Genomic DNA, 26,290 nt, shown 5'->3' with positions numbered 1-26,290 from the left:
AACGGAATACCGGCCGCCGGCTTGACGGCCGCCGGTGTCCCGCGCGATTGACATTCGTACCCAAATCCAGCATCTGCGCGACCAGATGGTTCTCCCCTTGATCGGGGGGCGAAGAGGGAAGCCGGTGACAATCCGGCGCTGTGCCCGCAACTGTGAGTCGGGAGCCGACGGCCCAATATGTCACTGGGAGCAATCCCGGGAAGACGGCCCGAGGCAATGATCGACAAGCCAGGAGACCTGCCATCGCGTCGTTCATCCGGGGGCCGGGTCCAGCCTGTTCGGATGGGAAAGTTTTTTCCTTCGTAACGACATGCAACAGGCCGCAGTCGCGCCGGGCGTGATCCCGGTGGGCCTTCATGTCGTTCATCTGCCTGGTCGCTTCGGCGGCGGTCGGGCTGAAGGAAAACCGTGGCCAGAATTGCCCGTTTCATCACCGCATCCGCAGCCGTGCTGGCTGCGGCAACCCCGCTGCATGCCCAGACCGCCGATCAGGACGAGGCCGACGATATTGTCGTCTCCGCCAGCCGCATTGCACAGAAGCGCAGCGAGACCGGCCAGTCGATCACCGTGGTCGACAAGGCAGAGCTTGACCGCCGCCAGACCCAGGTGCTCAGCGACGTACTCCAGACGCTGCCCGGCGTCAGCGTCGCGCGCAATGGAGGCCCCGGCGGCGTCACCAGCGTGTTCATCCGCGGCGGGGACAGTTCGCAGACGCTGGTGCTGGTCGACGGCGTGCGCATCAACGATCCGTCCTCGCCCTCGGGCGCGTTCGATTTCAGCTCGATTCTTACCGGCAATATCGGCACGGTCGAGGTGCTGCGCGGCCCCAACTCGGTGATCTGGGGCAGCCAGGCGATCGGCGGCGTCATCAACATCACCACGATTGAGCCGTCCGAAGGGCTGCAGGCGAACGCGCGCGGCGAATATGGCTATCGCGACACCGGCCAGCTGGTCGCCAGCGTGTCGGGCAAGAGCGGCATCGTTTCGGGCAGCGTCGGCGGCAGCTGGTTCCGCAGCGACGGCATCTCGTCATTCGACGAGCGCTCGGGCGGCACCGAAAAGGACGGGTTCGAGAATGTCACGCTCAACGGCAAGCTGAAGATCGCCTTCACCGATGCCATCAGCCTTGACCTGCGCGGCTTCTACACCGATGGCGAGACCGAATTCGACAACCCGCCGGGCGATACGCTGCCAGTGACCGACAGCGAGCAGTTCGTCGGCTATGCCGGCCTCAATGTCGCGCTGTTCGACGGGCGGCTGCGCAACCGCATCGCCTATACCCGCACCGATATCCAGCGGATCACTACCGACCCGGCCCCCGGATCGTTCAACCCCGCCGAGGCCAAGGGCACGCTCGACCGTTTCGAATATCAGGGCGTCGCCGATGTGGCCGATGCGCTGACCCTGGTGTTCGGCATCGAGCATGAACGCAGCGAGGCGAGCACCTTCTTCCCCGCATTCGACACCGCGCCCGATGTCAGCGATGTGCACATGACCAGCTATTATGGCCAGGCGATCGTGCGTCCGGTCACCGGTCTGACGCTGACCGGCGGTGTGCGTGTCGACGACCAGCAGGTGTTCGGCAGCAAGACCAGCCTGGGCGGCAACATCGCCTATACTCCCAATGGCGGCGATACGGTGCTGCGCGCGACCTATGCGGAAGGCTTCCGGGCACCGGCGCTCAGCGAGCAGCTCGCGGCGTTCGGCAACCCCAACCTGCGGCCAGAGACGGCGCGCAGCTATGACGCAGGCATCGAGCAATCGCTGATCGAGGGCAAGCTGCGCGCCCAGGCGACCTATTTCCGGCGCAACACGCGCGACCTGATCGTGTTCTCGTCAGCCACCTTCAGCCTCGAGAACATCGCTGCCGCACGCTCACAGGGGGTCGAACTGGGGCTGTGGATGCAGCCGGTGCAGGGCTTCACGCTGCAGGCGCAGTACAGTCTGGTCGATACCGAAAACCGCTCGACCGAGCCCGATTTCTTCGGCCGCTCGAATTTCGGCAACCGGCTGGCGCGGCGTGCGAAGGACAGCGCCTCGGTCCTCGTCGACTGGCAGTCGCCCTGGGGTCCGGCGCTCGGCGCGACCGTCCTGATGGTCGGCGACACGTTCGACGATGTCGCCAATACCATCCGGCTGGACAGTTCTATCCGCGTCGATCTGCGCGCGAGCTTTGCCATTTCGGACAATCTGGAGGTCTATGGCCGGGTCGAAAACCTGTTTGACGAGGCCTATCAGACCGCGTTCAATTATGGTGTGCCGGGGCGTGCCGGCTATGCGGGGGTCAGGTTGAAGATGTGATGCAACGGGTGATCGCCCCCTTGTCCGTTTGTCCCGAGCCAAGTCGAGGGACGCGTGCGCGACCGTGGCGTGACGTCCCTCGACACGCTCGGGACAAACGGGGAGGCGTGCAGGCCTTGCTCCTGGCGTTTTCCGCACTGCTCACCGGCTGTTCGCTGGGCAATGCCGCAACGCCGCAGCCGATCGAACCCCCGGTGCGCGCGATGCGGATCGTCAGTCTGGATTATTGCGCCGACCAGTATGTGCTCAAGCTGGTCGGGCGGAACCGTATCCTGGCGCTCTCGCCCGATGCAACCCGGGATTTCTCGTACATGCGCACCGCCGCGCGGGGCGTGCCGAGCGTCGCGCCGCGCGCCGAGGACGTGCTGGTGCTGAAGCCCGATCTGGTGGTGCGCAGCTATGGCGGCGGTGCAGACGCCGGCGCGTTTTTCGCGCGCGCGGGCGTTCCGGTACTGCAACTGGGCTTTGCCGAGGATCTCGCAGGTGTCAGGCGGGTGCTGCTGGAGACGGCGGCGGGGCTCGGCGAGCCCGCGCGTGGTCAAGCGGTCGCGCGCGAGATGGATGCGCGAGTTGCGGCTTTGCGAGAGGCCCATTTATCTCCGTTTGTCCCGAGCGGAGTCGCGGGACGTGATCTCAAGGGGGCGCGTCTAGGTCCCTCGACTTCGCTCGGGACAAACGTATCGGAACGCGAGGGGCGTTCGCAACCAACCCTGCTCTACGCCACCCCCGGCGGGGTGACCTCGGGCCCCGGATCGCTGATCCACGAGCTGATCGCGCTGGCGGGCTATCGCAATTTCCAGACCCAGCCCGGCTGGCAACCTTTGCCGCTCGAACAGCTCGCCTATGCGCGGCCCGATCGGGTGGCGATGGCGTGGTTCGGGCGGCGCGATTACAACCCCGACCAATGGAGCGCGGCGCGGCATCCGCTGATGGACCGCGCGAGCGATCAGCCGCCGATCGGGCTCGAAGGCGCGTGGACCGCGTGCGGCGGCTGGTTCGTGCTCGATGCGGCCGAAGCAATGGCGCGGGCGAGGGGCGCGCAGCTGCCATGACCGACCGCGCGCTGCTGCCATTACTGATCGCCGGAATTCTTGTCGCGCTGGTCGCGGCATGCCTGCTCGGTTCGGTGCCCTTGCCCCCTGCGCGGATGGCGGCGGCCCTGCTGGGGCAGGGCGATGCGGGCGATATGCTCGTCGTCTGGCAGGTGCGGCTGCCGCGCGCGCTGGCGGCGCTGGCGGCGGGGGTGGCGCTGGGCATCAGCGGTGCGGCGCTGCAGGGGCTGCTGCGCAACCCGCTGGCAGAGCCCGGCGTGCTCGGCGTGTCGGCGATGTCGGCGCTGTTTGCCACGGTGGCGCTGTTCTACGGACTTGCCGCGACGATCCCCTTCGCGCTGCCGCTGGCGGCGATCGCCGGCGCGCTCGCGGCCACCGCGATCATCGCCTGGGCCGCGCCGCGCACATCGTCGGTGGTGACGCTGATCCTGGTGGGCGTCGGCATTTCCAGCTTCTCGGGCGCGGTGATGGCGCTGCTGATGAACCTGGCGCCCAATCCGTTCACCCTCGCCGATATGGTCACCTGGATGATGGGATCGGTCGCCAACCGCAGCTTCGATGATCTGGCGCTCAGCACGCCGTTCATCCTGATCGGGGCGGCGATCCTGATCGCTGCGCGGCGCGGCCTTGCGACGCTGTCGCTGGGCGAGGAAGCGGCGGCGGGCGTCGGGCTGAACGTCGCGCGGCAGCTGCTGCTGGTGGTGCTGGGCGCTGGCCTTGCGACCGGCGGCGCGGTGGCGCTGGCCGGCGCGATCGGTTTTGTCGGCATCGTCGCGCCGCATGTGGTGCGGCCCTGGGTGCGGCATGATCCCGCGCGCGTGCTGCTGCCCAGTGCGTTGCTCTCCGGCCTGATCCTGATCCTGGCCGATATCACCGTGCGGGTGATGCCGGGCGATACCGAGCTCAAGCTGGGCGTGGTCGCCGCGCTGATCGGCGCGCCGGTGTTCGTGACCATTGCGCTCCGCCGGGGAGCGGCGCGATGAGCGGGCCTGGTCTTCAGGTCAGCGAGGCGAGCCTCGCGGTCAAGGGCGCCGTGCTGCTGGACCGCGCCTCGTTATCGCTGGCACCGGGCGAGCTGGTTGTGCTGCTGGGGCCGAACGGCGCGGGCAAGACCAGCCTGCTGCGCGTCGCCTTGGGGCTCACAGCGCCCGATAATGGCTCTGCTCTGGTGCGCGGCGAGCCTGCCGCCAGCCTGTCTTCGCGCGATCGTGCCCGCGCGGTCACCTATCTGCCGCAGATGCGCGATCTTGCCTGGCCTTTGCGGGTGCGCGATGTCGTCGCGCTGGGCCGCTTTGCCTATGGCGCAGCGCCCGAGCGGCTGGGGCAGGCCGATGCCGAGGCGGTCGCGCAGGCGCTGGCCGCCTGCGATCTCGATCCGCTCGCGGACCGCGCCACCGACACGCTGTCAGGGGGTGAACTGGCCCGTGTCCATATCGCCCGCGCATTGGCTTCGCAGGCACCGCTGATGCTGGCGGACGAACCCGTCGCCTCGCTCGATCCGCGCCATCAGCACAGTGTCATGCGGCTGATCCGTGGCTTTGTCGATCGCGGGGGTGGCGCGCTGGTCGTGCTGCACGACCTGGACCTCGCCGCGCTGCACGCCGACCGGCTGGTGTGGATGGCCGATGGCCGCACCGTGGCCAGCGGCAGCGTTGCCGGTACGATGACGCCGCACTGGATCGCCGCGATTTATGGCGTGCAGGCGGCGGTCGTCGAGCGCGATGGCGTCACACGTGTCCTGGTGAACGGCTAGCCGCGATCAATCGAGCCCCAGCTTGCGCAATGCGCGATAGCTGAAGGACTTGAGCAGATTGTTCACCGGATAGCGGCGCGGCGGCGAGGGCTTGAGGCCGTATTTGCGCAGCACGCTGTTCATCGCGTGCGCGTCGGTCTCGGCATAGCTCCATTCGGACCGCCAGGTGATCGACAGCGAGATCGAGGGTCTGTCGCCGTTGCGGACATAATGCGGTGCCATTACCGGTACGAAGATCGCCTCGCCGGGCTCAAGCCGATGATCGGTACCATGCGCGGCGAGCGCGTCGTCCCACGGCAGATTGCGCGGCCCGCCGCCCGAATGATAGGCCTCGTGCGCCTCTGGTGCGGCAAACCGGGGGTCGCCGGCAGGGAACACCGTCATCGTCTTCCAGCCGCGCAGCTGCAGCAGGATGTTGTGTTCGGGATCGAAATGATAGGGCGTCATCGATCCCGGTGACGAGACGAAGATGAACCCTTCGGGCCGCAGCATCTCTCCGGTGGTGACGCGCGTCACGTCCTCCAGCTCGCCCAGCAGCGTCATCAGCAGGTCGCGATAGGCGGGGATCTGCTCGATATTCTTGAGCACGCACCAGCTGTTGGCGCTGTCGATCTTGCGGATGGTCTCGCCGATCGTCAGCCCGGTCTTGGGCACGTCCTCGGGGCGAATGCCGATGGGCAGGTCGCCGCGATTGTACTCGAGCGACTTTTCGGGCAGCTGCTCGCCCAGCAGCGCCAGCGCCTCGAGTTCGAGCAGCGGGTGCTGCAGCAGCCGGTGGGTCAGGACGTGCGCGGTTTCCGGATAGCACAAGGCAAAGCGCGCCTTGGCATCGGCGTTGAACACGCCGGTTGTGCCTGCTCGGGCGAACGCATCGGGGTGCGGCTGGTCAGTCATCGTCATTCTCCACGGGAGAGGTTGGCGCAGGTGCGTCATGCGTGGCGGCACGACGGCGATCCATGAAGCGTTCGCCCTGGCGGAACAGCGCGAACAGCGCCGGGCGGACATATCCCTTGAGGCCGACGGAGACGCGTCCGACATGGCGGCGCTCGGCCCACAGGCTGTCGATCATCGGATGGCCCTCGGCCGCGCAGCTGTCCATCCAGGCGAGGCCCTGGTCGGCCAGGATGCCCAGATTGTCGATCTGCAGCAGGACACCGGGCGAAAACCGGGCGAAGTCCTCGGCAAAGGCGGTCTTGAACGAGAAGCCGCCGGGCGGGCTGAGGAAGTTGATCAGCATCGCGATCGGGCGGCCATCAAGCCGCATGGCGATGAGGTGCAGCTTGCCCGCGGCATGCGCCTGATGGCTGGCGGCGAGAAACAGGCCGCGCGTTTCGGCCATGTCGGCCAGCGCAGACCCGTTGCGGCCTTTCCAGCCCGATTGCTCGAGCGAGAGAAATTCATCGAGCCAGGCGTCGAGCCCAGCCGCATCGCACCCCTGCACCGTTTGGACCTCGCCCATCTCGGCGAGGCGATTGCGCAGCCGGCCCAGTTCCTTGCGCTTCTTCTTGCGCACCACCTGTTCGTAATAGGCAGGGCCGGGAAGGTCGGTCGCCAGCATCGCGCGCTCTTCGGCCAGCACGATGTCGCAGGGACGGCGCTGTTCGGCACACAGCTGCTGCAGCGCTGCGAACACCGGTCCATCGGTCGCGATGCCATGCAGGTGCAGGAACAGCCCGGCGCGCGGGTTGCGATCGAGATCGGCTAGCAGCGTCTGCCAGAAGGCGCGCTCATGCCCGGGGCGGATCAGCGGCGTTCCGAGGAAGCAGTTGGGGTGGCGCCAGTTCTGGCTGTGCGGCACGGGCCAGCGGCCGTAATAGGCCTCTTGCGCGATCGGCATCAGCCCGCACAGCTGGCCTTCATCCTGCAGCGCGATGATCCGCGCCCGGCGCAGGCCATCACAATGCGCGATCGCGGGGGCCAGGAATTCGGGTGCGTGGAAGACATTGGGTTCGCTGGCGGTGTCCGCGAGCCGGCGCCAGCTGGCGACAAAGGCCGCATCGAGCGATGCCGGATCGAGCACCGACAGGCGCAGGCCCTGATCCGCCGCGAGGGCGGTCGTCGGTGCGGCCATGACCAGACCATGATCCATGCGGCAATCGCGTTCCTGTCTCTGCCCGAAACATTTCCGGACCCCCCAGGAATGCTATAGCGCCGGACATCGAAACAACAGCTTAAGTGGAATGGTTAACCCGTTAAGCCTGACCCGCGACCATGATGCGGCGCTGGACCCAACAAAAAGCCCCGCCAGGCGAGAGCCCGGCGGGGCGAGTTGTCGTTCAAGTCATCAGGCTATCTTAAGCTTCATCCCGCTGCAAGCGCCGCGAGCAAGAGCAATGCCACGATGTTGGTGATCTTGATCATCGGGTTGACCGCCGGGCCCGCGGTATCCTTGTACGGATCACCCACGGTGTCGCCGGTCACCGCCGCCTTGTGCGCCTCGGATCCCTTGCCACCATGATGGCCGTCCTCGATATACTTCTTGGCATTGTCCCAGGCGCCGCCTCCGCTGGTCATCGACAGCGCGACGAACAGACCCGAGACGATGACGCCCAGCAGCAGCGCGCCCAGCGCGGCAAAGCCGTTGGCCTGGCCTGCGACCGCAGTGATCAGGAAATAGACCACGATTGGTGCCAGCACCGGCAGCAGCGAGGGGATGATCATCTCCTTGATCGCCGCCTTGGTCACCAGATCGACCGTGCGGGCATAGTCCGGCTTGGACGTACCCAGCATGATGCCCGGATTGGTGCGGAACTGCTCGCGCACCTCCTCGACCACGGCGCCTGCGGCCCGGCCCACCGCGGTCATGCCCATCGCGCCGAACAGATAGGGCAGCAGCGCGCCGAGCAGAAGTCCGACGATCACGTACGGGTTGGAGAGCGAGAAATCGACCGGAACGTTCGGGAAGAATTCCTTGAGATCGGTCGTGTACGCGCCGAACAGCACCAGAGCGGCAAGACCTGCAGACCCGATGGCATAGCCCTTGGTCACCGCCTTGGTGGTGTTGCCCACCGCGTCGAGCGCGTCGGTCTTTTCGCGCACGCTGTCATCCAGCCCCGCCATTTCGGCAATGCCGCCGGCATTGTCGGTGACCGGACCATAAGCATCGAGCGCAACGACCATGCCCGCGAGCGCAAGCATCGCGGTGGCCGCAAAGGCAATGCCGACAACGCCCGCCAGCTGGTGCGCGACGATCACCGCCACGACGATCAGCAAGGTGGGCAGTGCTGTCGCCTCCAGGCTGATCGCCAGGCCCTGGATGACGTTGGTGCCGTGCCCGGTTTCCGATGCCTTGGCGATCGAGCGCACCGGGCGATAGTTGGTGCCGGTGTAATATTCGGTTATCCAGATGATGAGCCCGGTGACGGCGAGCCCGACGAGCATGGCGAGATACAGGTCCATGCCGGTGAAGGTCAGCGTCGCGACGCCTTCTTCGGCCTTGAGCGCATAAGCGCTGGCCATGCCGATGATCGCGTCGGTGACGAAGTAGAGGCCGATACCCGAGAGCACGGCGGTGACCGCAAAGCCCTTGTACATCGCGCCCATGATCGAGTTGGACGATCCCAGACGCACGAAATAGGTGCCGATGATCGAGGTGATGATGCACAGGCCGCAAATGCCCAGCGGCAGGCCGACCAGCGGCAGCAACGCGGCATCATCGCCCGCCACCAGCAGCGCGATGGCGACCATGGTGACGCCGATGGTGACGACATAGGTCTCGAACAGGTCCGCAGCCATGCCGGCGCAATCGCCGACATTGTCGCCGACGTTATCGGCGATCACCGCGGGGTTGCGCGGATCGTCCTCGGGGATTCCGGCCTCGACCTTGCCGACAAGGTCCGCGCCGACATCGGCCGCCTTGGTGAAGATGCCGCCGCCCAGTCGCGCGAAGATCGAGATCAGCGACGCGCCGAACGCCAGGGCCACCAGCCCGTTGACAATGTTGCGGTCTTCAGGATCGCTGAGGCCATGGCCCGCGATCGCGTAGAGGTAATAGAAATAGCCTGCCGTCGCGAGCAACCCGAGCCCTGCGACCAGCATGCCGGTGATCGCGCCTGCACGGAAGGCGAGGGTCAAGCCTGCCTGCAGCGAGACGCTGGCGGCCTGCGCGGTGCGCATGTTGGCGCGCACCGAGATGTTCATGCCGATATAGCCGGCAACGCCGGACAGCACTGCGCCGATGACGAAACCGATGGCCGAAACCGGGTTGCCGAACTTGTCGAGCAGGCCCCAGACAAGGGCCAGCATGACGATACCGACGATGGCGATGGTGCGATACTGGCGGCCGAGATAGGCCTGCGCGCCTTCCTGGATGGCGGCGCCGATTTCCTGCATGCGGGCATTGCCCGGCGATTGGCTGAGAACCTGTCTGCTTGTGATGATACCATAAAGGACTGCGACCACCCCACACAGGATGGCAATCAAGACAACATTCATGCGTCGCTCCCCCAAAAAAGCGAAGGCCCAAAAGGCCAGGCAGGCGATCACCGCGCCCTTGCACGAACGTCAGCGTCCCTGGTGCATAGGTATAAGCGGGGTGCGGGGGCGCGCAACTTAATAAAGTTAAGAAGACGCGACGTCATTTGCGCCTGGGGTCAGCCGTGCAGCCAGCCGAGCCTGTCGGGCAGCGGGACGGGAATTCCGTTCCATGTCAGGTTCATACCCTCGCCCGGCGCAAAGCCGCCGACGCGGGTGACCGCGACCGGAAGATGCGCTTCGGCGTCGGCGGCGAGCAGCAGCTGATAGTCATCACCGCCGGTGGCCGCAGACAGGACCGCCGCCTGATCGCTGCCGAAGACTGCGGCAAAGTCGGCGCTCAGCGGGATGCTGGCCAGATCGATGCGGACCGCCAGGCCCGAGGCGCGGGCCATGCGCGCGGCATCGATCAGCAGCCCGTCGGAGACGTCCATCATCGCATGCGCCACCTGCGCCAGCGCGCGGCCATCGTCGATCCGGGCGCTGGGGCGGCGATAGGCCTGGAGCAGGACCTGGGGTTCGCTCTTCCCGGCTTGCAGCAGTTGCAGGCCGGCCCAGCCATCGCCGATGGTGCCGGTGACAAACAGCCCGTCGGTGGCCAGCGCTCCTGCGCGCGATGGCGGGGCAGGGACCGAGGGCAGGCCGATCGCGGTCAGTGACAGCACCCGCGCCTGGCCTTCAGGCACGCTGACGGTGTCTCCGCCGATCAGCAGCATGCCATGATGGTCGAGCGCTGTTCGGAGCCCCTCCACAAAGGCGGCATCCCAGGCGGCATCCCCCCCCAGGCTGTGTCCGGTGAGGCAGGCAATGGGTGCTGCGCCCTTGGCGGCAAGGTCCGACGCGTTCACCGCCACCAGCTTCCAGGCGATATCGGCAGGCGGGTCATCGGGAAGGAAGTGGACGCCTTCGACCAGCATGTCCTTGGTCAGCACCAAAGACTGCTTGCCGATGGTCAGAACCGCCGCATCATCATCCAGTCCGCGCGCCGCCGGATCGATGGCGATGGCGCGTAGCAGGTCGATAAAGGCAGGTTCTGTGGTCATCCCAACACGATGCTAGCGCATACGTCCCGCGACTGCGCTCGGGACAAACGGGATAAGGTAAAAGCGGGTCGCACCCCCGTCCGTTTGTCCCGAGCGAAGTCGAGGGACGTGGACAGGCTCAGGACCGCACATCCTTGGCGATCCCGTCGAGCAGGCCGTTGGCAAAGCGCGTGTCTTTGCTGTCGAAGAATGCATGCGCGACATCGAGATATTCGTTGATGACGCTGCCCACCGGGACATCGCGCCGGGCGAGCAGCTCATAGGTGCCCGCGCGCAGGATCTGGTGCAAGGTGCGGTCGAGCCGCCCCAGCGACCAGCCGTCGGCGAGCTTGGCCTCGATCAGGCCGTCGATCTCTTCGAGCCGCGCGGTCGTGCCCTTCACGATATCGTCGAAGAACGCGACATCGGCCTCGGCATATTGGTCGTCCTCGATCTCCGCGCCCAAACGGTGCATGTGGAATTCATGCAGCAGCTGCGCGATCGGAGTCGTCTCCATCGTGTGCTGGTAAAGCGCCTGGACCGCGGCAAGCCGCGCGGCGGAGCGGGATCTGGATTTCTCGTTCATGGGTGTTCCATCATGTCAGCCGGCGCCGGACGCTCTCGGCATGGGCAGGCAGGCCTTCCATTTCGGCCAGCGCCACGGCGGCCGGACCGATGGCGGCGAGGCCTTCGGGCCCCAATTGGATGAAGCTGGTGCGCTTCATGAAGTCGAGCACCGAAAGGCCCGAGGAAAAGCGCGCGCGCCGCCCGGTGGGCAGCACATGGTTGGGTCCGGCGACATAATCGCCGACCGCTTCGGGGGTCAGCCTGCCGAGGAACACCGAGCCTGCATGGCGGACCTGCGCGAACAATGGCTCGGGGTCTTCGACCGCCAGCTCCAGATGCTCGGCGGCGAGCCGATTGACCAAAGGCATCGCGTCATCGAGGCTGTCGACGACGATGATCGCGCCATTGTCTTCCCATGCCTTGGTCGCGACCTTCTGCGTCGACAGGCTGGCGAGCTGCACGCCCACCAGATCGGCGACGATGTCGGCATAGCCAGCGTCATCGGTGAACAGGATCGACTGGCTGGTCGGGTCATGCTCCGACTGGCTGAGCAGATCGGCCGCGATCCATTCGGGATCGTTGCTGGCATCGGCCACCACGACGATCTCGGACGGGCCTGCGACCATGTCGATGCCGACCACGCCGTAGAGCTGGCGCTTGGCTTCGGCCACCCAGGCGTTGCCCGGGCCGGTGATGACATCGACCGCGCGGATGGTCTTGGTGCCATAGGCGAGAGCGGCCACGGCCTGCGCCCCGCCGATGCGCCACACTTCATCGACGCCCGCCAGATGGGCAGCGGCAAGCACAAGCGGATTGACCACGCCCTTGGGGGTCGGCGTGACCACCACCAGCCGCTCGACGCCCGCCACCTTGGCGGGGATCGCGTTCATCAGCAGCGAGGACGGATAGGCCGCGCGGCCACCGGGAACATAGAGCCCCGCCGCATCGACCGCGCTCCACCGCGCGCCGAGGCGCACGCCTGCAGCATCGGTGTAATCGCGGTTCTCGGGCAGTTGCGCTTCATGATAGGCGCGGATGCGGGCAGCGGCGAGATCGAGCGCCGCGCGCAGATCATCGCTCAGCGCCGCATAGGCCGCAGCGCACTCTTCCCTGCCGATGCTCCAGCCGCCGCCATCAAGGCTGTGGTTGTCGAACCGGGTGGTGTAATCGGCCAGCGCCGCATCGCCGCGCGCCTTGACGTCGGCGATGATCGCGGTGACATCGCGGCTGACCTCGATGTCGCTCTCGCGCCGCCCGCGCACCAGCTTGTCGAAGGCCTTGGCGAAATCGGCGTCGCGGGTGGAAAGTCTCAAGGTCATGCGGCCTGCCTGCGTTCTGCGGCCAGATCGCGGAAGGCGGACATCAGCGGGCCGAGCCGCGCAAAGTCCTTCTTCAGCGCGGCGCGGTTGACGATCAGGCGCGCGGACACCTGCGTGATCACTTCGGTCTCCACCAGGCCATTGTCCTTGAGCGTACGGCCCGATTCCACCAGGTCGACGATCCGCCGCGACAGGCCAAGCGAGGGGGCCAGCTCCATCGCGCCGTTCAGCTTGACGCATTCGGCCTGAACGCCCTGCCGCTCGAAATGGCGGCGGGTGATGTTGGGATATTTGGTGGCGACACGAATATGCGATGGGCGCGGCTGGTTGCTCGCAGCCTCGTCCGCCGGTTCTGCGACCGACAGGCGGCAATGGCCGAAATTGAGGTCGACCGGCGCGTAGAGGTCCGAATAATCGAACTCGTCGATCACGTCGGAACCCACAATACCGATCTGCGCCGCACCATGCGCGACGAAGGTCGCGACATCGAATGCGCGCACGCGGATGATGTCCATGTCCGCGCGGTTGGTGCCGAAACACAGCGAACGGCACTTGGGGTCATGAAAATCGGCAGCCGGTGTGATACCCACCCGTTCGAGCACGGGCAGGGCATCGTCGAGGATGCGCCCCTTGGGCACGGCAAAGATCAGCGTATCGGCCATGGTCGCGGCATGTAGGGGCAAGCAGGGCAAAGGGCAATATGAACCGGACCGAAGAAATCGAGCGGCAGATCGGCGAACAGGCCGATCATGTGGTCCAACATGGCGCACCGGGCACCGCTGCCATCTGCCGCGCGATGATCGCACTGGCGCGGACCGATACCGCCTGCGGGCGGCGGATCGCGCAATGGCCGGGCAGCGTATTGGGCGACGCGATGCCGCTGCGGCTGGCCGGCGGGCTGCACCATCTGTTCCGCAAGGGCGCGGCGCGAGAGCTGGGCGCGGTCTATGCGCAAGCAGTGACGGACCAGGCCGAAGTCGACGCGATCGTCGCAGCCGTCGTCGCGCGTCACGATGCCGAACTGCTCCCCTGGTTCGATGGACCGCCGCAGACCAACGAGGCGGGGCGTTCGGCGAGTTTCGTCGCCGCGCTGCACTGGGTCGCCAGTCGCACGGCGCCGGTGTTCGAGCTCAACGAGATCGGCTCGAGCGCGGGGATGAACCTGCTGATCGATCGCTACGGCTATGATCTGGGCGGTGTGACCTCAGGCCCCGCCGACGCGCGCTGCGTGATCCGCCCCGACTGGCAGGGGCCGCCGCCGCCCGATACGCCGTTCCGCATCGGGACGGTGCGCGGCTGCGACCTCAACCCCATCGACGTCCGCAATGACGCTGCCGCCGAACGGCTGATCGCCTATATCTGGCCCGAAGCCCATGCACGGTTCGAGCGGATGGAGGCAGGCATCGCGATGATCCACGAACGCGCCGTCGATCTCGTCCCGGCCGACGCCGCCGACTGGATCATCGCGCGGCTTGCCGAACCCCAGGCGCCGGGGGTCACCCGCGTGCTGATGCACTCGATCGTCTGGCAATACATCCCGGCGGACCGTCAGGCGATGATCAAGGCCGCGATGGCCGAAGCTGGCGCGCGCGCCACTGGAGAGCGCCCGATCGCCTGGATCGCACTGGAAACCAACCGCGCGACCTTCTGCCACGAACTGACGGTGCGCTTCTGGCCGGGGGGAGAAGAGGCGCACCTGCTCGGCGAAGCGCATGCCCACGGGGCGTGGGTGGAGTGGAGGGGGTGAACGCCGCCCCGCGCGTCAGCCCGTTGTTTTCACCGACGGTTGATCCGGGCACATCAAGGTGACTGTGCCAGCCTTGAAGTCATAGGTGAGCGACGCGCAATGGCCGATCGTATCCATCCCGATGTACAGCCGCTGGGTCGGGACCTTGCGCTTGCTTTCGGCGGTGACCACGATCTCATCGAGATCCTGTTCGGGTGTCGCACCGTCGGGAATGCCTTCAGCGTTGCCCATGTCTGAAACGCGAACTGCAAGGTTGCGTATCTCCAGTTCGCGTAGCAGCAGCGGGCGAGCGAGGTCCAGGCGGCGGATGGGACGCGATATGTCATACAGGATCGGCGCTTCGCGGGCATCTCCATTGAACCGCCCGCCATTTGCATCGGCAATCCATTGTCCGCCGGTTGCCGTCACAATGCTTTCTGCCCGGTCCAGGCTGAAGGCCACATAGACCGGCTTGCCTCCAACGTCGATCTTCATCCCTGTCTGGCTGAGGCCCATGTCCTTGTCGAGGCGGAAGGTGATCGCTCGATCGCCCGGCTGCGGGTCTCGCAAGACAAATATGGTGCGGCGAAAGGGAAAGGTTGCCGGGCCTGCAACGCCATCGGCGTCGCTCACCACTCGCCGGTCGCTGAACGCCGTGCGGCTTTTGAACGTCGTAGTTCCTGCACGGTACTTCACATTATCGGTCCGCAGAGCAATCTTCACCGATCCGATGTAATACACATAGCCGATCATGCTGGGCTTGAGCCCGATCTTCCCTGCCACATCGGCATTCACCGTCGGCACGGACACGGCATCGGGGGCCAGGCGAAAGCGCACGGGTTGATCGTTGATGCTCATCACGACAGTGTCGCCCATGCGGACCGTCAGATCGCTCGGTGGTGTATTGGAGGGCTGCGCGACTGCTGGGCTGGCACAAAGCGCAAGCGCGGCCGAAAAGATGAATGCACGACCCTGCATGAAGTGAACTCCCCCCTTGAACAGCGGCACAAAAGACCGGGCACGTGTTGAACCATGAATGAACGCGCAGCGGCTTCCCGGAAATAGCTTGGTTGGTTCTGCCTGGAGGTCGCTTTCGGAACGGCCGCTTTGTCACCACGCCCCACCAGAACACTTCCTCCGCTCAGCCTGAGCCTGTCGAAGGCCCCGTGCGCACGTGTCCCGAATCTTGTCGAATGCCGCTGGGGTCGGACAACCGGATTTGCGGGAGCCTTCGCCATTGCGGACTGAGCACCAAAGTCACTCGTCATTCCCGCGAAGGCGGGAATCCCGCTTGATCTCGACCTCTGCACGGAAGCGGGACCCCCGCGTTCGCGGGGGTGACGATGCATTGCGAGAAAAGAGGGAGGCGCGCGCTATTGTGTCGCCACCCACCAGATCGTGCCTGCTGGATCGCGGAAGCCGCCGCGCAGGTCGTCGTCATCGTCCTTGCGTTCGGGCTCGCGCACGACCGTGCCGCCCGCCGCCATCGCCCGGTCGTAGACCGCCTGCGCATCGGGCACGTAGAGGTGCAGATGCACCTCGGCCGAAAGATATTCGCTCTGGCCTCCGCCGATCATCACGACGCTGTCGTCGATCCAGAGTTCGGCATGGGCCAGAGCACCATCGGGGCGGTCGAACCGGCGCACCAGCCGGGCATCGAACACCGCGACCAGGAAGTCGATCAGCCGCTCCGGTTCGGGGCAGATAAGATAGGGGCTCAGGCTGGGGTAGGTGGCGGGCTTCCACTCGGTCATGGCGATCCTCCTCGCAGGGGCCGGCGGCGCGACTCGCCCGCCGGCCATGGGGCCAGCCTAGTCTCGCAAGGAACCGATCGCCACGCCATCGCGCCGGGCTGTCACCATAATTTCGCCGAGCGCGGCTAGGGCAGGGCGAGGCCGCGCCCGACGGGGGAAACTGCGAGCCTGGATGGGGATGCGCACCGCGATGAACAGCCAGCCGCCAGCCGAGCATTTTCTCGCGCCCGATGCCCGGAACGGCGCGGGGCCGGACGCCACGCTGTTCGTCGAACGGCTGCGCCAGAGCGGGCCAGCCTCCTTGATCGCCAATGTCGAGGGCGAAGCACTGCTGGAGCGGGCGGGCGAGCATGCGTTGCCAGTGATCGTGACATCGGGCAGCATCGGGCACAGCTATGTCGCCGCCCCCCACAGCGCCTATGTGCTCTATCCGCGCGCGGAGCTGGACCTGGTCGATCTGGGCTGGATGCGCGTGGTGGCACGGCTGCTGATCGGCGCGGCGGACAAGCTGCTGCGCGGGCTTCGCGTCAACCGCGCGGTGCAGATCGACAACTGGCTGCTGTCGACCAGCCTGCATGGGCACTGGCAGGGCGAGGGGCTGGCCGAGCTGCGCCAACGGCTCGCGGGCCGATATTCCGATCACTATCTGCTGATCCGCTCGGTCGATGACTGGTCCTGCCCCGCGCTCACCGCTGCGCTGCGCGCCGATGGCTGGCTGCTGCTGCCCAGCCGCCAGATCTGGGTGACCGACGACCTGCAGCGCGACTGGGCGGTGCGCAAGAGCGTCAAGAACGACGGCCGCAAGCTGGCGCAGTCGGGGCTGGTGGTCGAGGATATCTCGCTGCTCAGCGATGCCGATGCGGCGCGGATCGCGCAGATTTATGCGATGCTCTACATCGACAAGTATTCCGCGCTGAACCCGCAATATTCGCCCGCCTGGATGCAGCTCGCCGTGGAAAGCGGATTGTTCCACCTGCGCGTGGCGCGCGATGATGCGGGGCAGATCATGGCGGCGGTGGGCATCGTCGTGCGCGGCGATCATGCCACCAATCCGATGATGGGCTATGACCGGGAGCGGCCGCAGTCCGATGGATTGTACCGCATTGCCTCGTGGATGGTCGGCGATTTCGCGTTGCGGCACGGGCTGAAACTGCACGGCTCGGCGGGCGCGGGGCACTTCAAGCAGCAGCGCGGCGCGCGCAGCGAAATCGACTTTACCGCGATCCATGCGGGCCATCTGCCGGTGTGGCGGCGCTGGCCGCTGGCGGCGGTCGCCTGGACGCTCGAAAAGATCGCCGTCCCTCAGTTGCGGCGACGGATGCTTTAGCCGCCCAGGAAATCCTCCATTGCTGCGATCAGAGCCTCCGGCTGCTCCCAGGGCACGAAATGCCCGCCCGGGGCTTTGACCAAAGTCAGATCCGGCACCAAAGTCTCGATGCCGTCGAGCAGCGAGGGGCGCAGCGCATAATCGTCCATCGCCCAATAGAGCAGGGTCGGCTGGGTGACTGGCGGAAAGGGGCGATCCAGATAGGCGGGGCGGGGGACCTCTCCTGCGACCGGCGGGACGATCAGCGGGCTTGCACGGTACCAGTTGACCATCGCGGTGAACGCGCCGGGAGTCTGCCATTGCGCAAGATAGATCGCGCGTTCCTCCGGCGTGATGTGCACAGCGGCGCTGGGTTCGGCAAAGCGCGAATCGAAATAGGCGTCCCAGCCCATGGCGTGCACCTTTGCCTCGAAATCGGGCTGGCGTATCTCGGTGATATATTGCGCGGACATTCGCTGATCGGGATCGTCGAACAGCGCCTTCTGATAGGTGAACGGGTGGGCCGAATTGGTCATGATCAGCCGCGTGATCCGGTCCGGGTGATTGAGCGCCGCCATCCAAGCGATCGCGCCGCCCCAGTCATGCCCGACCAGGGTAAAGGTCTCGATTCCCAGATGATCGGCGAGCGCCAGCAGATCGGCGACCATGTGTTTGGGCTGATAGCTCTCGACGCCCTCGGGCTTGGAGGAGCCGGCAAAACCGCGCTGGTCGGGCGCGATGACGCGGTAGCGATCCTGGAAATGCGCCATGATGTAGCGCCAGGTGCGGTGCGATTCGGGAAAGCCGTGCAGCAGAATCAGTGGCGGCGCATCGGCCGGGCCAGCGATAGCGACGTCGAGCTCGACCCCGGTGGGCAAGGCGATGCGGGTGAGGGGGAAGTCGATCATGCCAGGACAGCTTCAGGTCCGGCCCCGCGTCAACGGCACTTCGGGAATCGGGATGAATTCCTGCTCGTCGCCGGGGACCTTGGGGAAGGCGCCGCGATTCCAGCGGTCGGCGGCAACGCGGATGCGCTCGTTCGACGAGCCGACGAAGTTCCACCAGATGTGCCGCTCCGACGCGAAGTCGGCGCCGCCCAGCAGCATCACGCGGCCACCGCCGATGCTCTCCAGCTTCGGCTTCGCGCCGGGTGCGATCAGATAGAGCAGATAGGGTTCGAGCGGCAGGCCATCGAGCGCGGCATCGCCGTCGACCAGCATCACCGCGCGTTCGTCGGCCTCGCTGTCGATCGGGATCGCGCCAGCGGGCTGCAGCACGACGTCCGCATAGATCGTCGGGCTGTGGCAGGTTGTCGGTGCGGTCTGCCCCCAGAGCGAACCCATGATCACCCTGGCTGACGCTTTGCCGTCATCGATTGTCGGCAGCGCGGGACATCCGATATTCTCGAAGGCGGGCTCGGCATCCTCCAGGGCGTCGGGCAAGGCCAGCCAGGTCTGCATGCCGAACAGCTTGGCACCCTGCGCCATTTCGCCTTCCGGGCTGCGCTCCGAATGGACGATGCCGCGTCCCGCGGTCATCAGGTTGACCTCGCCGGGGTGGATCGTCTGGAAGGTGCCCAGCGAATCGCGATGATCGATCGCGCCGGTGAACAGATAGGTGACGGTGGCAAGGCCGATATGCGGGTGCGGCCGCACGCCGAGGTCGCGCCCGATATCGAGCTGCGCGGGGCCGAACTCGTCGACGAAGATGAACGGCCCCACCATCGCCCGCTTTTTCTGCGGCAGCACGCGCCGCACGGTGAACCCGCCGAGATCATGGGTGGTGGGCAGGAGGGTGAGGGTGAACAGGTTCTTAGTCATCACCTTGTCTCCAGCAGCGCCAGCATCGCGCCAAGGTCTTCGGGGAAATAGGGTTCGTCATGGGCGGCGAGTTCGTCGCGCGTGAACCAGCGCCATTCGCGCATCACGCGCTGTTCGAGTGCGGTGTGCGCCCCGCAGTCGATATGGGTGATATCGGTGACGACGGCGAAAAAGCGCTCGTCAGCGCTGACCGGGTCGCCCTCGATCGTGATGAATTCGACTTCGCGGCGCGCCACTTCCGGTCCGCACTCGAGATCGAGGCCGGTTTCCTCCCACAATTCGCGACGTGCGGCCTGCGCATAGCTTTCGCCGGGGTCGAGCGCGCCGCCGGGCGTGCACCAGAAGGGCGGGCGATCATCGGGGGTGAAGCGGAACAGCAACACGCGGCCCGCGCGATCGGTCAACAGGATGCGGGCGGCCGGTCGAGGGCGCCGTGCGCTCATGCCTCCCCCGGCGCTTTCGCGCGGATCGCTATGGCATGCACCTTCTGCCCGGGCAGGTCGCCCAGCGCGCTGTTGACCATGCGCTGGCGCTCCAGCCGCGACTTGCCCGCGAAGGCCGCGCTTTCGATCACCACGGTGAAGTGCGATTCGCCGCTGCCGTCATCGCCCATGTGGCCGCTGTGCTTGGCGCTGTCGTTGATGACGTCGATCTGCGCGGGCGCGAGCGCCGCGATCAGCCGGGTTTCGATTTCGCTGGCCATCGGGCCCTTGGTTTTGGTGTCCATGCCACCCTATATAGCCTGCTCGCCGCCGCATGGCGAGGCGGCGCGCAGCGCAATGGACGGCATCAGGGTTTTGGTAGACGGAAGCGAACAGGAGAAGCAGGGCGGTGCCACGCGGCGCCGTGCGCGCTTCCATGGCCGGGTGGAAGGCACCGGGCGCGGCTGCGACTGGGCCGAATGCCAGGAGGAAGGCGAATTTCGCGCGCCGCCCGCGCAGGAACGGTCGCACGGATCGCGCTTCGACGGACCGGGCCGCTATCGCTGGTTCTGCCTCGAGCACATTCGCGAGTTCAACGAGCGCTACAATTTCTTTGCCGGGATGACCGCAGAGGAAATCTATGAGGCACAGCGTCCGACCTCGGGCTGGGACCGCGAGACTCGCGCCTTTGCTGCAGGCGCCGGGCAGACTCCGCGCTGGGGCGACTTTGCCGATCCGCTCGATGCCATCGGCGCGCGGTTCCGGCAGAACGTGGCGGATCGCGCCAAGGCGAACGCCGATGCTGCCCGCGCGCAGCAGCGCGGGCTTTCCGCCGCGGACCAGAGCGCATTGCGGACGCTAGGGCTTGGCGCGGATGCCACTCGCGCCACCATTCGCAAGGCCTATTCGCAACTGGTGCGCGCCTATCATCCCGATCGCAATGGTGGTGACCGAGCACACGAGAAAGCCTTGCAGGAGGTCATCGCCGCCTATACGCACTTGCGCAAACTTGCTGCTTTCACCTGATCGTGCCATCGGGCATGGCAGCATTCTTAAGCGACCGATTAATAGCGGACACCCACATGACAGATATTTCCAATACCCAGCCTGACAGCCGTGACGGCACCCTGCTCGATGCGCCCGACCGGATGGTCAAGGCGCGCGAGGTATTCGGGGTCGATATCGACATGGAGGTGCCCGCGTTCAGCGAAGCCGACGAACGCGTCCCCGATCTCGACCCGAGCTATGTGTTCGACCCGGAAACCACGCTGGCAGTGCTGGCGGGCTTTGCCCACAACCGCCGCGTGATGGTGCAGGGCTATCACGGCACGGGCAAGTCGACCCATATCGAGCAGATCGCCGCGCGCCTCAACTGGCCGTGCATCCGCATCAACCTCGATGCGCATATTAGCCGTATCGATCTGGTCGGCCGTGATGCCATCGTGCTGCGCGATGGCAAGCAAGTCACCGAATTCCGCGAAGGCCTGCTGCCCTGGGCGCTGCAGACCCCGACCGCGCTGGTGTTCGACGAATATGACGCGGGTCGCCCCGATGTGATGTTCGTGATCCAGCGCGTGCTCGAAACCGAGGGCAAGCTGACCCTGCTCGACCAGAACCGCGTGATTCGTCCCAACCCGTATTTCCGCCTGTTCGCCACCGCCAACACCGTGGGCCTGGGTGATACCAGCGGGCTGTATCACGGCACGCAGCAAATCAACCAGGGCCAGATGGACCGCTGGAACATCGTGTGCACGCTCAACTATCTGCCAGCCGAGACCGAGGCCAAGGTGGTGCTCGCCAAGGTGGGCGAGACCGACCCCAAGGTGGTCAAGAACATGGTCAAGGTCGCCGACCTCACCCGCCAGGGTTTCATCAACGGCGATATCTCGACCGTGATGAGCCCGCGTACGGTGATCAGTTGGGCGCAGAACGCCGCGATCTTCCACAACATCGGCTTCGCATTCCGCCTGTCGTTCCTCAACAAGTGCGACGAGGCAGAACGGATGCTGGTCGCGGAATACTACCAGCGCGTGTTCGGCGAGGACCTGCCGGAGAGCATCATCGGCAAGGGGTGATTTTGCGGGGTTGCGATGGATAAAGCGACAGCGATTGCACGGCTGAAAGCGCACGAGGCTGAGCTTCGTATGCTCGGCGTGGCTCGGCTGTCGCTGTTTGGCTCGACAGCGCGGGGTGAGGAGCGCGCGGAATCGGACATCGATCTGGCGGCAAGATTTGCGCCGGAAGCCAAAGTCGGCATCTTCCAATATGCCAGAATCGCTGATCGCCTTGAACAAATACTGACCACGAAGGTCGATCTGGTCGCCGAACCTGCGCGCAAGGCACGCATGCAGGTGGCGATTGATCGGGATCGCGTCGATGTCTTCTGAGCGCGAACGTAACCGTCTGCTCGATATCGTCGAGAACGCGCAATATGTAGCTGAATATCTGAATGGCATGAATTTCGAGCAGTTTGCCGAAAGCCGTATGACCGTTGATGCGATTGAACGGTGCCTCCAGCGAATAACCGAAGCCGTTATCCGGATCGGTGAACAGCGCATGGCCGTTATCGCAGCAGAAGTTCCGTTCCATGCCTTGCGTGGCTTGGGCAATCGCTTGCGTCACGAATATGACATGGTCGACCATGAGATTATCTATGCAGCCGCCGTCCACGATGTTCCCAGGCTTGCAGAACGATGCCGCGTCGCGCTCGGTCAATGAAGCGCGTCTGGCCACGGCTGTCATAATCATATAACACACCGCTGTGTTCAAGAAACTGCGATTCGGATCGGGACGTTTTGGGAGTGGTGGGGCTTCCGCTGCGGATGCTGCGTGGCCGCCGCCGGGGCTGGGCGAGGCGCGCAACCCTTGGGCAGATCCTGCCGATCCATCTCTGTCTCCGGCGCCAGGTCATCCTACCCCTGTCAAGCCGCCGCGCAACCGCTGGTGGTGGGGCAAGAGGATCATGGCCGCCGGGTTCGTGCTGTTCCTGATCATGCTCGCCTGGCTGGCGATCACCGCGCCTTTGTCCAAGTCGCTCCAGCCGATCGCCCCGCCCGAAATCACGCTGCTCGCCGCCGATGGCACGCCGATCGCGCGCAGTGGTGCGGTGGTGGAGGAACCGGTGGTGGTCGACCGGCTGCCCGAGCATGTCGTGCAGGCGTTTCTGGCGATCGAGGACCGGAGGTTCTATTCGCATTGGGGCATTGATCCGCGGGGCCTGGCGCGGGCGCTCTGGGCCAATGTCTCGGGCGCCAGCGGGATGCAGGGTGGCAGCACGATCACCCAGCAGCTCGCCAAGATCAGCTTCCTCACCCCCGAGCGCAGTCTGACGCGCAAGCTGCGCGAGATGCTGATCGCGTTCTGGCTGGAAACCTGGCTGACCAAGGACGAGATCCTGGGACGGTATCTCTCCAACGCCTATTTCGGCGACAATGTGTACGGTCTGCGCGCCGCCTCGCTGCATTATTTCTACCGGCAGCCCGAAAAGCTGAAGCCCGAGCAGGCGATCCTGCTTGCCGGTCTGGTGCAGGCACCGTCGCGCTTTGCCCCGACCCGCAACTGGCAGGGCGCAAGCCGCCGCGCGGCAATGGTTCGCACGGCGATGGTCAATGCCGGCTATCTGACTCAGGCTGAGGCCGACGCGCTGCCCCAACCGCGGCTCGACGTGCACGAACGCCCCAAGATCGCCAACGGCACCTATTTCGCCGACTGGGCGATGCCGCAGGCCCGCGCCCTGACCGAAATGTCGCATGCGCGGCTGGAGCTGACGACGACGCTCGATGCCCGGCTGCAGCGCGCCGCCGAACGCATCGTGGCGCGGGCCGGTCTGGGCAAGGCTCAGGTGGCATTGGTCGCGATGCGCACCAATGGCGAGGTCGTGGCGATGGTCGGCGGCAAGAACCACGCCGCCTCGCCCTTCAACCGCGCGACGCAAGCGCGGCGGCAGCCGGGATCGACCTTCAAGCTGTTCGTCTGGCTGGCGGCGCTGGAGGCGGGGATGGAGCCCGATACGGTGGTCGACGATTCGCCGATCACCACCGGCAGCTACCGCCCGCGCAACGCCGGGGATCGCTATCGCGGCGTCATCAGCATGGAAGAGGCGTTCATCCATTCGAGCAATGTCGCCGCCGTCCGGCTGTTCCAGAAGGTCGGCAGCGAGAAGGTGATCAAGCAGGCGACTCAACTGGGCCTCAAGGGGCCGTTCACCGAGGGCGACCCCAGCCTGGCACTGGGCAGCGGCAGCGCGACCCTGCTCGAGATGACCGCCGCCTTTGCCGGCGTTGCGGGCAACCAGTGGCCTGTCGAACCGCACGCCTTCCGCCGCGAGGAGCAGGGCTGGTTCGAATGGCTGGTCGATGGCCCCGACAGCTATTCTTCGCGCGTCCACGAGCAGATGCAGGACATGCTGCGCGCCGCCGTCAATCGCGGCACCGGGCGAGCGGCGAGCCTCAACATCCCCAATTTCGGCAAGACCGGCACCAGCCAGGACAACCGCGATGCCTTGTTCATCGGCTATGCCGGGGACCTGGTGGTCGGCGTGTGGATCGGCAATGACGACAACAGCCCGATGCAGGGCATTCGCGGGGGGGGGCTGCCCGCGCGCCTATGGCGGCAGTTCATGGGCGAGGCGGTCCGCGGCGCCGTGCCGCCGCGCCGGGCCGCGCCGGTGGCGCCGGCGGAAGAGATCGATCCCGATCCGGTGATCGGCCCGCTTCTGGAGGGTGAAATCACCGGCGAGATCGGCGGCACGAATGTCCGGGTCACGCCCGAGGGGCTGACCATTTCGGGCGATGTCGGCGGCGCGCCGGTAGCGGTGACGGTGGATGGGCAGGGCGCGCAGATCGAGCGGCGCAGGCCGGAGCCTCCCGATCCGCCGCAATGATCGTCACGCCGCCGCCGCCGTTCGCTTGACATCGGTCGCGTGCATCTCCAGCGATAGCGGATGACCAACCGCACCCCGCTTGATGACCTGAAGAATGTGCTGGCCGGCACCGCGCGCGCGATCGCGAGCCAGCCCGAAGTCGAGGTGGCATTCACCGCCGACCCGCCGTCGCAATCGGGCACCAAGCTGCGCGTGCCGATGCCCGGGCGCAAGCTGCCCGCCGATCAGGTGGCCGAGGCCCGCGGCTTTGCCGATCTGTATGCGCTGCGGCTCAAGCACCACAATGCGGCGCAGCATAACGCCAACGCCCCGCGCGAGGCGGTGGCGCGCGCGGCGTTCGATGCCGTCGAGCAGGTGCGGATCGAGGCCCTGGGAAGCCGGTCGATGAGCGGCCTTGGCGCGAACCTTGATGCTGCGCTCGAAATGCGGATGCGGTCGGACCCCATTGCACGCGCCACGCGCGCCGATGAGGTGCCCATCTCCACCGCGCTTGGCCTGATCGTGCGCGAACGCCTGACCGGCAAGCCGATGCCTGCGGGCAGCGTTGCCGGGGTCGATCTGGTCCGCGAATGGATCGAGACCAAGGGCGGCGAGGATATCGACAATCTGGCGCTGTCGCTCGACGATCAGTCGGCCTTTGCCGCGCTGGCCAACCGGCTGCTTGAGCATCTGGATCTGACCGAAGGCCAGATGGACGAGGAAGACAGCCAGGACGACGGCAGCGACGACGATTCCTCGGAGGAGGGCGAGCCCGAGGATCAGGACGGCGAGCAGGATGGTTCCGACCAGGGCCAGACCGAAGCGCGCGGCGAGGAGCAGACCGGCGAGAACGAGGACGGCGACCAGTCCGATACCGAAGGCGAGATGGAGCAGGGGGACGATGGCGACCCCGGCGAGATGGGCGACGATGGCATGATGCCGACGCGGCCCAACCGCCCCTGGACCGATCTTCCCAATGACTTCGAATACAAGGCCTGGACCACCCGTTTCGATGAGGTGATCGAGGCCACCGACCTGTGCGACGAGGATGAGCTGCTGCGGCTGCGCGCCTATCTCGACCAGCAGCTCGCGCATCTGCAGGGCGCGGTGACCAAGCTCGCCAACCGGCTGCAGCGCCGGTTGATGGCACAGCAGAGCCGCAGCTGGGATTTTGACCAGGAAGAGGGCATGCTCGACGCCGCGCGGCTGGCCCGCGTCGTCGTCGCGCCGGGGCATTCTTTGTCGTACAAGATCGAGCGCGACACCGAATTCCGCGATACCGTCGTCGCGCTGCTGATCGACAACTCCGGCTCGATGCGCGGACGGCCGATCAGCATCGCGGCGATCAGCGCGGACATCATGGCGCGCACGCTAGAGCGCTGCGGCGTCAAGACCGAGATCCTGGGCTTCACCACCAAGGCGTGGAAGGGTGGGCAGTGCCGCGAGGATTGGCTTGCGCAGGGCCGTCCGCAGCTTCCCGGGCGTCTCAACGACCTGCGCCACATCATCTACAAGAAGGCCGACGAGCCCTGGCGGCGCGCGCGCAAGAACCTGGGCCTGATGATGCGCGAAGGACTGCTGAAGGAAAACATCGACGGCGAGGCCTTGCTCTGGGCGCACAACCGGCTGATCGCGCGGCACGAGGAGCGGCGCATCCTGATGGTGATCTCGGACGGCGCGCCGGTCGATGACTCGACGTTGTCGGTCAACCATGGTGCCTATCTGGAACAGCATCTGCGCAAGGTCATCGACTGGATCGAGAAGATGTCGCCGGTGCAGCTGATCGCGATCGGCATCGGCCACGACGTCACCCGCTATTATCGCCGCGCCGTGACGATCATGGACGCCGAGCAGCTGGGCGGCGCGATGGTCGAGCAATTGGCGGGGTTGTTCGACGACGAGTGAGGCAGCGCT

25 protein-coding genes and 1 riboswitch are annotated in these 26,290 nt (G+C 66.1%); of the genes, 12 read left to right on the top strand and 13 right to left on the bottom strand.

Annotated elements, in window-relative coordinates:
* Positions 1 to 69 precede the first annotated feature (69 nt).
* Positions 70 to 259, top strand: a riboswitch (cobalamin riboswitch).
* Between the two features lie 149 nt (positions 260 to 408).
* The 4 genes from LI72_RS06435 to LI72_RS06420 all read left to right on the top strand — a co-directional run bounded on the left by LI72_RS06435 (position 409) and on the right by LI72_RS06420 (position 5,106).
* Entirely contained in the window at positions 409 to 2,301 is a 1,893-nt protein-coding gene (locus tag LI72_RS06435; RefSeq protein WP_231562380.1) for a TonB-dependent receptor plug domain-containing protein, read from the top strand.
* 107 nt (positions 2,302 to 2,408) lie between these two features.
* Positions 2,409 to 3,353 carry an ABC transporter substrate-binding protein gene (locus LI72_RS06430; RefSeq protein ID WP_033924935.1) on the top strand — a complete coding sequence of 315 codons (945 nt, stop codon included), beginning with the start codon at positions 2,409 to 2,411 and terminating at the stop codon, positions 3,351 to 3,353.
* Positions 3,350 to 4,336 carry a FecCD family ABC transporter permease gene (locus tag LI72_RS06425; RefSeq protein ID WP_033924934.1) on the top strand — a complete coding sequence of 329 codons (987 nt, stop codon included), beginning with the start codon at positions 3,350 to 3,352 and terminating at the stop codon, positions 4,334 to 4,336. The genes LI72_RS06430 and LI72_RS06425 overlap by 4 nt, the downstream gene beginning before the upstream one ends.
* Entirely contained in the window at positions 4,333 to 5,106 is a 774-nt protein-coding gene (locus tag LI72_RS06420) for an ABC transporter ATP-binding protein (protein ID WP_033924933.1), read from the top strand. The genes LI72_RS06425 and LI72_RS06420 overlap by 4 nt, the downstream gene beginning before the upstream one ends.
* Positions 5,107 to 5,112: 6 nt before the next feature.
* Here the strand turns inward: LI72_RS06420 and LI72_RS06415 are convergent, their stop codons facing one another.
* The 7 genes from LI72_RS06415 to hisG form a co-directional block, all read right to left on the bottom strand.
* Positions 5,113 to 6,000, bottom strand: coding sequence for a cupin-like domain-containing protein (locus LI72_RS06415; RefSeq protein WP_052129553.1), 888 nt, complete (start codon positions 5,998 to 6,000; stop codon positions 5,113 to 5,115).
* Positions 5,993 to 7,195: a GNAT family N-acetyltransferase gene (locus LI72_RS06410; RefSeq protein WP_156139500.1), complete on the bottom strand. Its 1,203-nt coding sequence runs from the start codon at positions 7,193 to 7,195 to the stop codon at positions 5,993 to 5,995. Before LI72_RS06410 ends, LI72_RS06415 begins: the two co-directional genes overlap by 8 nt.
* Before the next feature lie 212 nt (positions 7,196 to 7,407).
* Positions 7,408 to 9,540, bottom strand: a complete 2,133-nt coding sequence (locus tag LI72_RS06405) for a sodium-translocating pyrophosphatase (protein WP_033924932.1) — start codon at positions 9,538 to 9,540, stop codon at positions 7,408 to 7,410.
* A gap of 158 nt (positions 9,541 to 9,698) precedes the next feature.
* Positions 9,699 to 10,622 (bottom strand): thiamine-phosphate kinase, encoded by a 924-nt coding sequence (gene thiL, locus LI72_RS06400; protein WP_033924931.1) that lies wholly within the window; start codon positions 10,620 to 10,622, stop codon positions 9,699 to 9,701.
* 118 nt (positions 10,623 to 10,740) lie between these two features.
* The gene (nusB, locus tag LI72_RS06395) at positions 10,741 to 11,187 is read right to left on the bottom strand and encodes a transcription antitermination factor NusB (protein ID WP_033924930.1); all 447 of its coding nucleotides are present in this window, start codon (positions 11,185 to 11,187) and stop codon (positions 10,741 to 10,743) included.
* Positions 11,188 to 11,197: 10 nt separating this feature from the next.
* On the bottom strand, positions 11,198 to 12,487 hold the full coding sequence (hisD, locus tag LI72_RS06390) for a histidinol dehydrogenase (RefSeq protein WP_033924929.1): 1,290 nt from the start codon (positions 12,485 to 12,487) through the stop codon (positions 11,198 to 11,200).
* Entirely contained in the window at positions 12,484 to 13,149 is a 666-nt protein-coding gene (gene hisG, locus LI72_RS06385; RefSeq protein ID WP_033924928.1) for an ATP phosphoribosyltransferase, read from the bottom strand. Before hisG ends, hisD begins: the two co-directional genes overlap by 4 nt.
* A gap of 38 nt (positions 13,150 to 13,187) precedes the next feature.
* Between hisG and LI72_RS06380 the strand changes: the two genes are divergently transcribed.
* Positions 13,188 to 14,234, top strand: a complete 1,047-nt coding sequence (locus LI72_RS06380) for a DUF2332 domain-containing protein (protein WP_033924927.1) — start codon at positions 13,188 to 13,190, stop codon at positions 14,232 to 14,234.
* Between the two features lie 15 nt (positions 14,235 to 14,249).
* On the opposite strand, the gene LI72_RS06375 is transcribed toward LI72_RS06380, so the two are convergent.
* A complete protein-coding gene (locus tag LI72_RS06375; protein WP_033924926.1) occupies positions 14,250 to 15,191 on the bottom strand; it encodes a hypothetical protein in 942 nt (313 codons plus the stop codon).
* 395 nt (positions 15,192 to 15,586) lie between these two features.
* The gene (locus LI72_RS06370) at positions 15,587 to 15,967 is read right to left on the bottom strand and encodes a VOC family protein (protein ID WP_033924925.1); all 381 of its coding nucleotides are present in this window, start codon (positions 15,965 to 15,967) and stop codon (positions 15,587 to 15,589) included.
* A 190-nt stretch (positions 15,968 to 16,157) separates the two neighbouring features.
* On the opposite strand from LI72_RS06370, the gene LI72_RS06365 reads away from it, so the two are divergent.
* Positions 16,158 to 17,294, top strand: coding sequence for a GNAT family N-acetyltransferase (locus LI72_RS06365; protein WP_197051837.1), 1,137 nt, complete (start codon positions 16,158 to 16,160; stop codon positions 17,292 to 17,294).
* Here the strand turns inward: LI72_RS06365 and LI72_RS06360 are convergent.
* The 4 genes from LI72_RS06360 to LI72_RS06345 are packed head-to-tail and all read right to left on the bottom strand — an operon-like array spanning position 17,291 to position 19,820.
* Positions 17,291 to 18,181, bottom strand: coding sequence for an alpha/beta fold hydrolase (locus LI72_RS06360; protein WP_033924923.1), 891 nt, complete (start codon positions 18,179 to 18,181; stop codon positions 17,291 to 17,293). The genes LI72_RS06365 and LI72_RS06360 overlap by 4 nt on opposite strands.
* Positions 18,182 to 18,193: 12 nt before the next feature.
* Positions 18,194 to 19,093 carry a pirin family protein gene (locus LI72_RS06355; protein ID WP_033924922.1) on the bottom strand — a complete coding sequence of 300 codons (900 nt, stop codon included), beginning with the start codon at positions 19,091 to 19,093 and terminating at the stop codon, positions 18,194 to 18,196.
* Entirely contained in the window at positions 19,093 to 19,536 is a 444-nt protein-coding gene (locus tag LI72_RS06350) for an NUDIX hydrolase (protein ID WP_033924921.1), read from the bottom strand. Before LI72_RS06350 ends, LI72_RS06355 begins: the two co-directional genes overlap by 1 nt.
* Positions 19,533 to 19,820: a BolA family protein gene (locus LI72_RS06345; RefSeq protein WP_033924920.1), complete on the bottom strand. Its 288-nt coding sequence runs from the start codon at positions 19,818 to 19,820 to the stop codon at positions 19,533 to 19,535. Before LI72_RS06345 ends, LI72_RS06350 begins: the two co-directional genes overlap by 4 nt.
* Before the next feature lie 52 nt (positions 19,821 to 19,872).
* Between LI72_RS06345 and LI72_RS06340 the strand changes: the two genes are divergently transcribed.
* From LI72_RS06340 to cobT, 6 genes are all read left to right on the top strand, one after another.
* Positions 19,873 to 20,541 (top strand): J domain-containing protein, encoded by a 669-nt coding sequence (locus LI72_RS06340; RefSeq protein ID WP_033925380.1) that lies wholly within the window; start codon positions 19,873 to 19,875, stop codon positions 20,539 to 20,541.
* Positions 20,542 to 20,597: 56 nt separating this feature from the next.
* Positions 20,598 to 21,590 (top strand): cobaltochelatase subunit CobS, encoded by a 993-nt coding sequence (cobS, locus tag LI72_RS06335; protein ID WP_017671586.1) that lies wholly within the window; start codon positions 20,598 to 20,600, stop codon positions 21,588 to 21,590.
* 15 nt (positions 21,591 to 21,605) lie between these two features.
* Positions 21,606 to 21,902, top strand: coding sequence for a nucleotidyltransferase family protein (locus LI72_RS06330; protein WP_033924919.1), 297 nt, complete (start codon positions 21,606 to 21,608; stop codon positions 21,900 to 21,902).
* Positions 21,892 to 22,233, top strand: a complete 342-nt coding sequence (locus LI72_RS06325; RefSeq protein WP_033924918.1) for a HepT-like ribonuclease domain-containing protein — start codon at positions 21,892 to 21,894, stop codon at positions 22,231 to 22,233. The genes LI72_RS06330 and LI72_RS06325 overlap by 11 nt, the downstream gene beginning before the upstream one ends.
* 244 nt (positions 22,234 to 22,477) lie before the next feature.
* Complete coding sequence (locus LI72_RS06320) at positions 22,478 to 24,397, top strand: transglycosylase domain-containing protein (RefSeq protein ID WP_231562379.1); 1,920 nt, start codon at positions 22,478 to 22,480, stop codon at positions 24,395 to 24,397.
* A gap of 60 nt (positions 24,398 to 24,457) precedes the next feature.
* The gene (gene cobT / locus LI72_RS06315) at positions 24,458 to 26,281 is read left to right on the top strand and encodes a cobaltochelatase subunit CobT (RefSeq protein WP_033924917.1); all 1,824 of its coding nucleotides are present in this window, start codon (positions 24,458 to 24,460) and stop codon (positions 26,279 to 26,281) included.
* Positions 26,282 to 26,290 lie beyond the last annotated feature (9 nt).

Source organism: Sphingomonas sp. 35-24ZXX, assembly GCF_000786215.1.
In the GTDB taxonomy this organism is placed as follows: Bacteria; Pseudomonadota; Alphaproteobacteria; order Sphingomonadales; family Sphingomonadaceae; genus Blastomonas.
The sequence above is the reverse complement of the archived record's forward strand: the minus strand, read 5'-3'. Positions and strand labels throughout refer to the sequence as shown.

Excerpts from the sequence above, each read along its gene's own strand:
- LI72_RS06425 (WP_033924934.1), top strand. The coding sequence starts at position 3,350 with ATGACCGACCGCGCGCTGCTGCCATTACTGATCGCCGGAATTCTTGTC.
- LI72_RS06420 (WP_033924933.1), top strand. The coding sequence starts at position 4,333 with ATGAGCGGGCCTGGTCTTCAGGTCAGCGAGGCGAGCCTCGCGGTCAAG.
- LI72_RS06415 (WP_052129553.1), bottom strand. The coding sequence starts at position 6,000 with ATGACTGACCAGCCGCACCCCGATGCGTTCGCCCGAGCAGGCACAACC.
- LI72_RS06410 (WP_156139500.1), bottom strand. The coding sequence starts at position 7,195 with ATGGATCATGGTCTGGTCATGGCCGCACCGACGACCGCCCTCGCGGCG.
- LI72_RS06405 (WP_033924932.1), bottom strand. The coding sequence starts at position 9,540 with ATGAATGTTGTCTTGATTGCCATCCTGTGTGGGGTGGTCGCAGTCCTT.
- thiL (WP_033924931.1), bottom strand. The coding sequence starts at position 10,622 with ATGACCACAGAACCTGCCTTTATCGACCTGCTACGCGCCATCGCCATC.
- nusB (WP_033924930.1), bottom strand. The coding sequence starts at position 11,187 with ATGAACGAGAAATCCAGATCCCGCTCCGCCGCGCGGCTTGCCGCGGTC.
- hisD (WP_033924929.1), bottom strand. The coding sequence starts at position 12,487 with ATGACCTTGAGACTTTCCACCCGCGACGCCGATTTCGCCAAGGCCTTC.
- hisG (WP_033924928.1), bottom strand. The coding sequence starts at position 13,149 with ATGGCCGATACGCTGATCTTTGCCGTGCCCAAGGGGCGCATCCTCGAC.
- LI72_RS06380 (WP_033924927.1), top strand. The coding sequence starts at position 13,188 with ATGAACCGGACCGAAGAAATCGAGCGGCAGATCGGCGAACAGGCCGAT.
- LI72_RS06375 (WP_033924926.1), bottom strand. The coding sequence starts at position 15,191 with ATGCAGGGTCGTGCATTCATCTTTTCGGCCGCGCTTGCGCTTTGTGCC.
- LI72_RS06370 (WP_033924925.1), bottom strand. The coding sequence starts at position 15,967 with ATGACCGAGTGGAAGCCCGCCACCTACCCCAGCCTGAGCCCCTATCTT.
- LI72_RS06365 (WP_197051837.1), top strand. The coding sequence starts at position 16,158 with ATGAACAGCCAGCCGCCAGCCGAGCATTTTCTCGCGCCCGATGCCCGG.
- LI72_RS06360 (WP_033924923.1), bottom strand. The coding sequence starts at position 18,181 with ATGATCGACTTCCCCCTCACCCGCATCGCCTTGCCCACCGGGGTCGAG.
- LI72_RS06355 (WP_033924922.1), bottom strand. The coding sequence starts at position 19,093 with ATGACTAAGAACCTGTTCACCCTCACCCTCCTGCCCACCACCCATGAT.
- LI72_RS06350 (WP_033924921.1), bottom strand. The coding sequence starts at position 19,536 with ATGAGCGCACGGCGCCCTCGACCGGCCGCCCGCATCCTGTTGACCGAT.
- LI72_RS06345 (WP_033924920.1), bottom strand. The coding sequence starts at position 19,820 with ATGGACACCAAAACCAAGGGCCCGATGGCCAGCGAAATCGAAACCCGG.
- LI72_RS06340 (WP_033925380.1), top strand. The coding sequence starts at position 19,873 with ATGGACGGCATCAGGGTTTTGGTAGACGGAAGCGAACAGGAGAAGCAG.
- cobS (WP_017671586.1), top strand. The coding sequence starts at position 20,598 with ATGACAGATATTTCCAATACCCAGCCTGACAGCCGTGACGGCACCCTG.
- LI72_RS06330 (WP_033924919.1), top strand. The coding sequence starts at position 21,606 with ATGGATAAAGCGACAGCGATTGCACGGCTGAAAGCGCACGAGGCTGAG.
- LI72_RS06325 (WP_033924918.1), top strand. The coding sequence starts at position 21,892 with ATGTCTTCTGAGCGCGAACGTAACCGTCTGCTCGATATCGTCGAGAAC.
- LI72_RS06320 (WP_231562379.1), top strand. The coding sequence starts at position 22,478 with ATGGCCGCCGGGTTCGTGCTGTTCCTGATCATGCTCGCCTGGCTGGCG.
- cobT (WP_033924917.1), top strand. The coding sequence starts at position 24,458 with ATGACCAACCGCACCCCGCTTGATGACCTGAAGAATGTGCTGGCCGGC.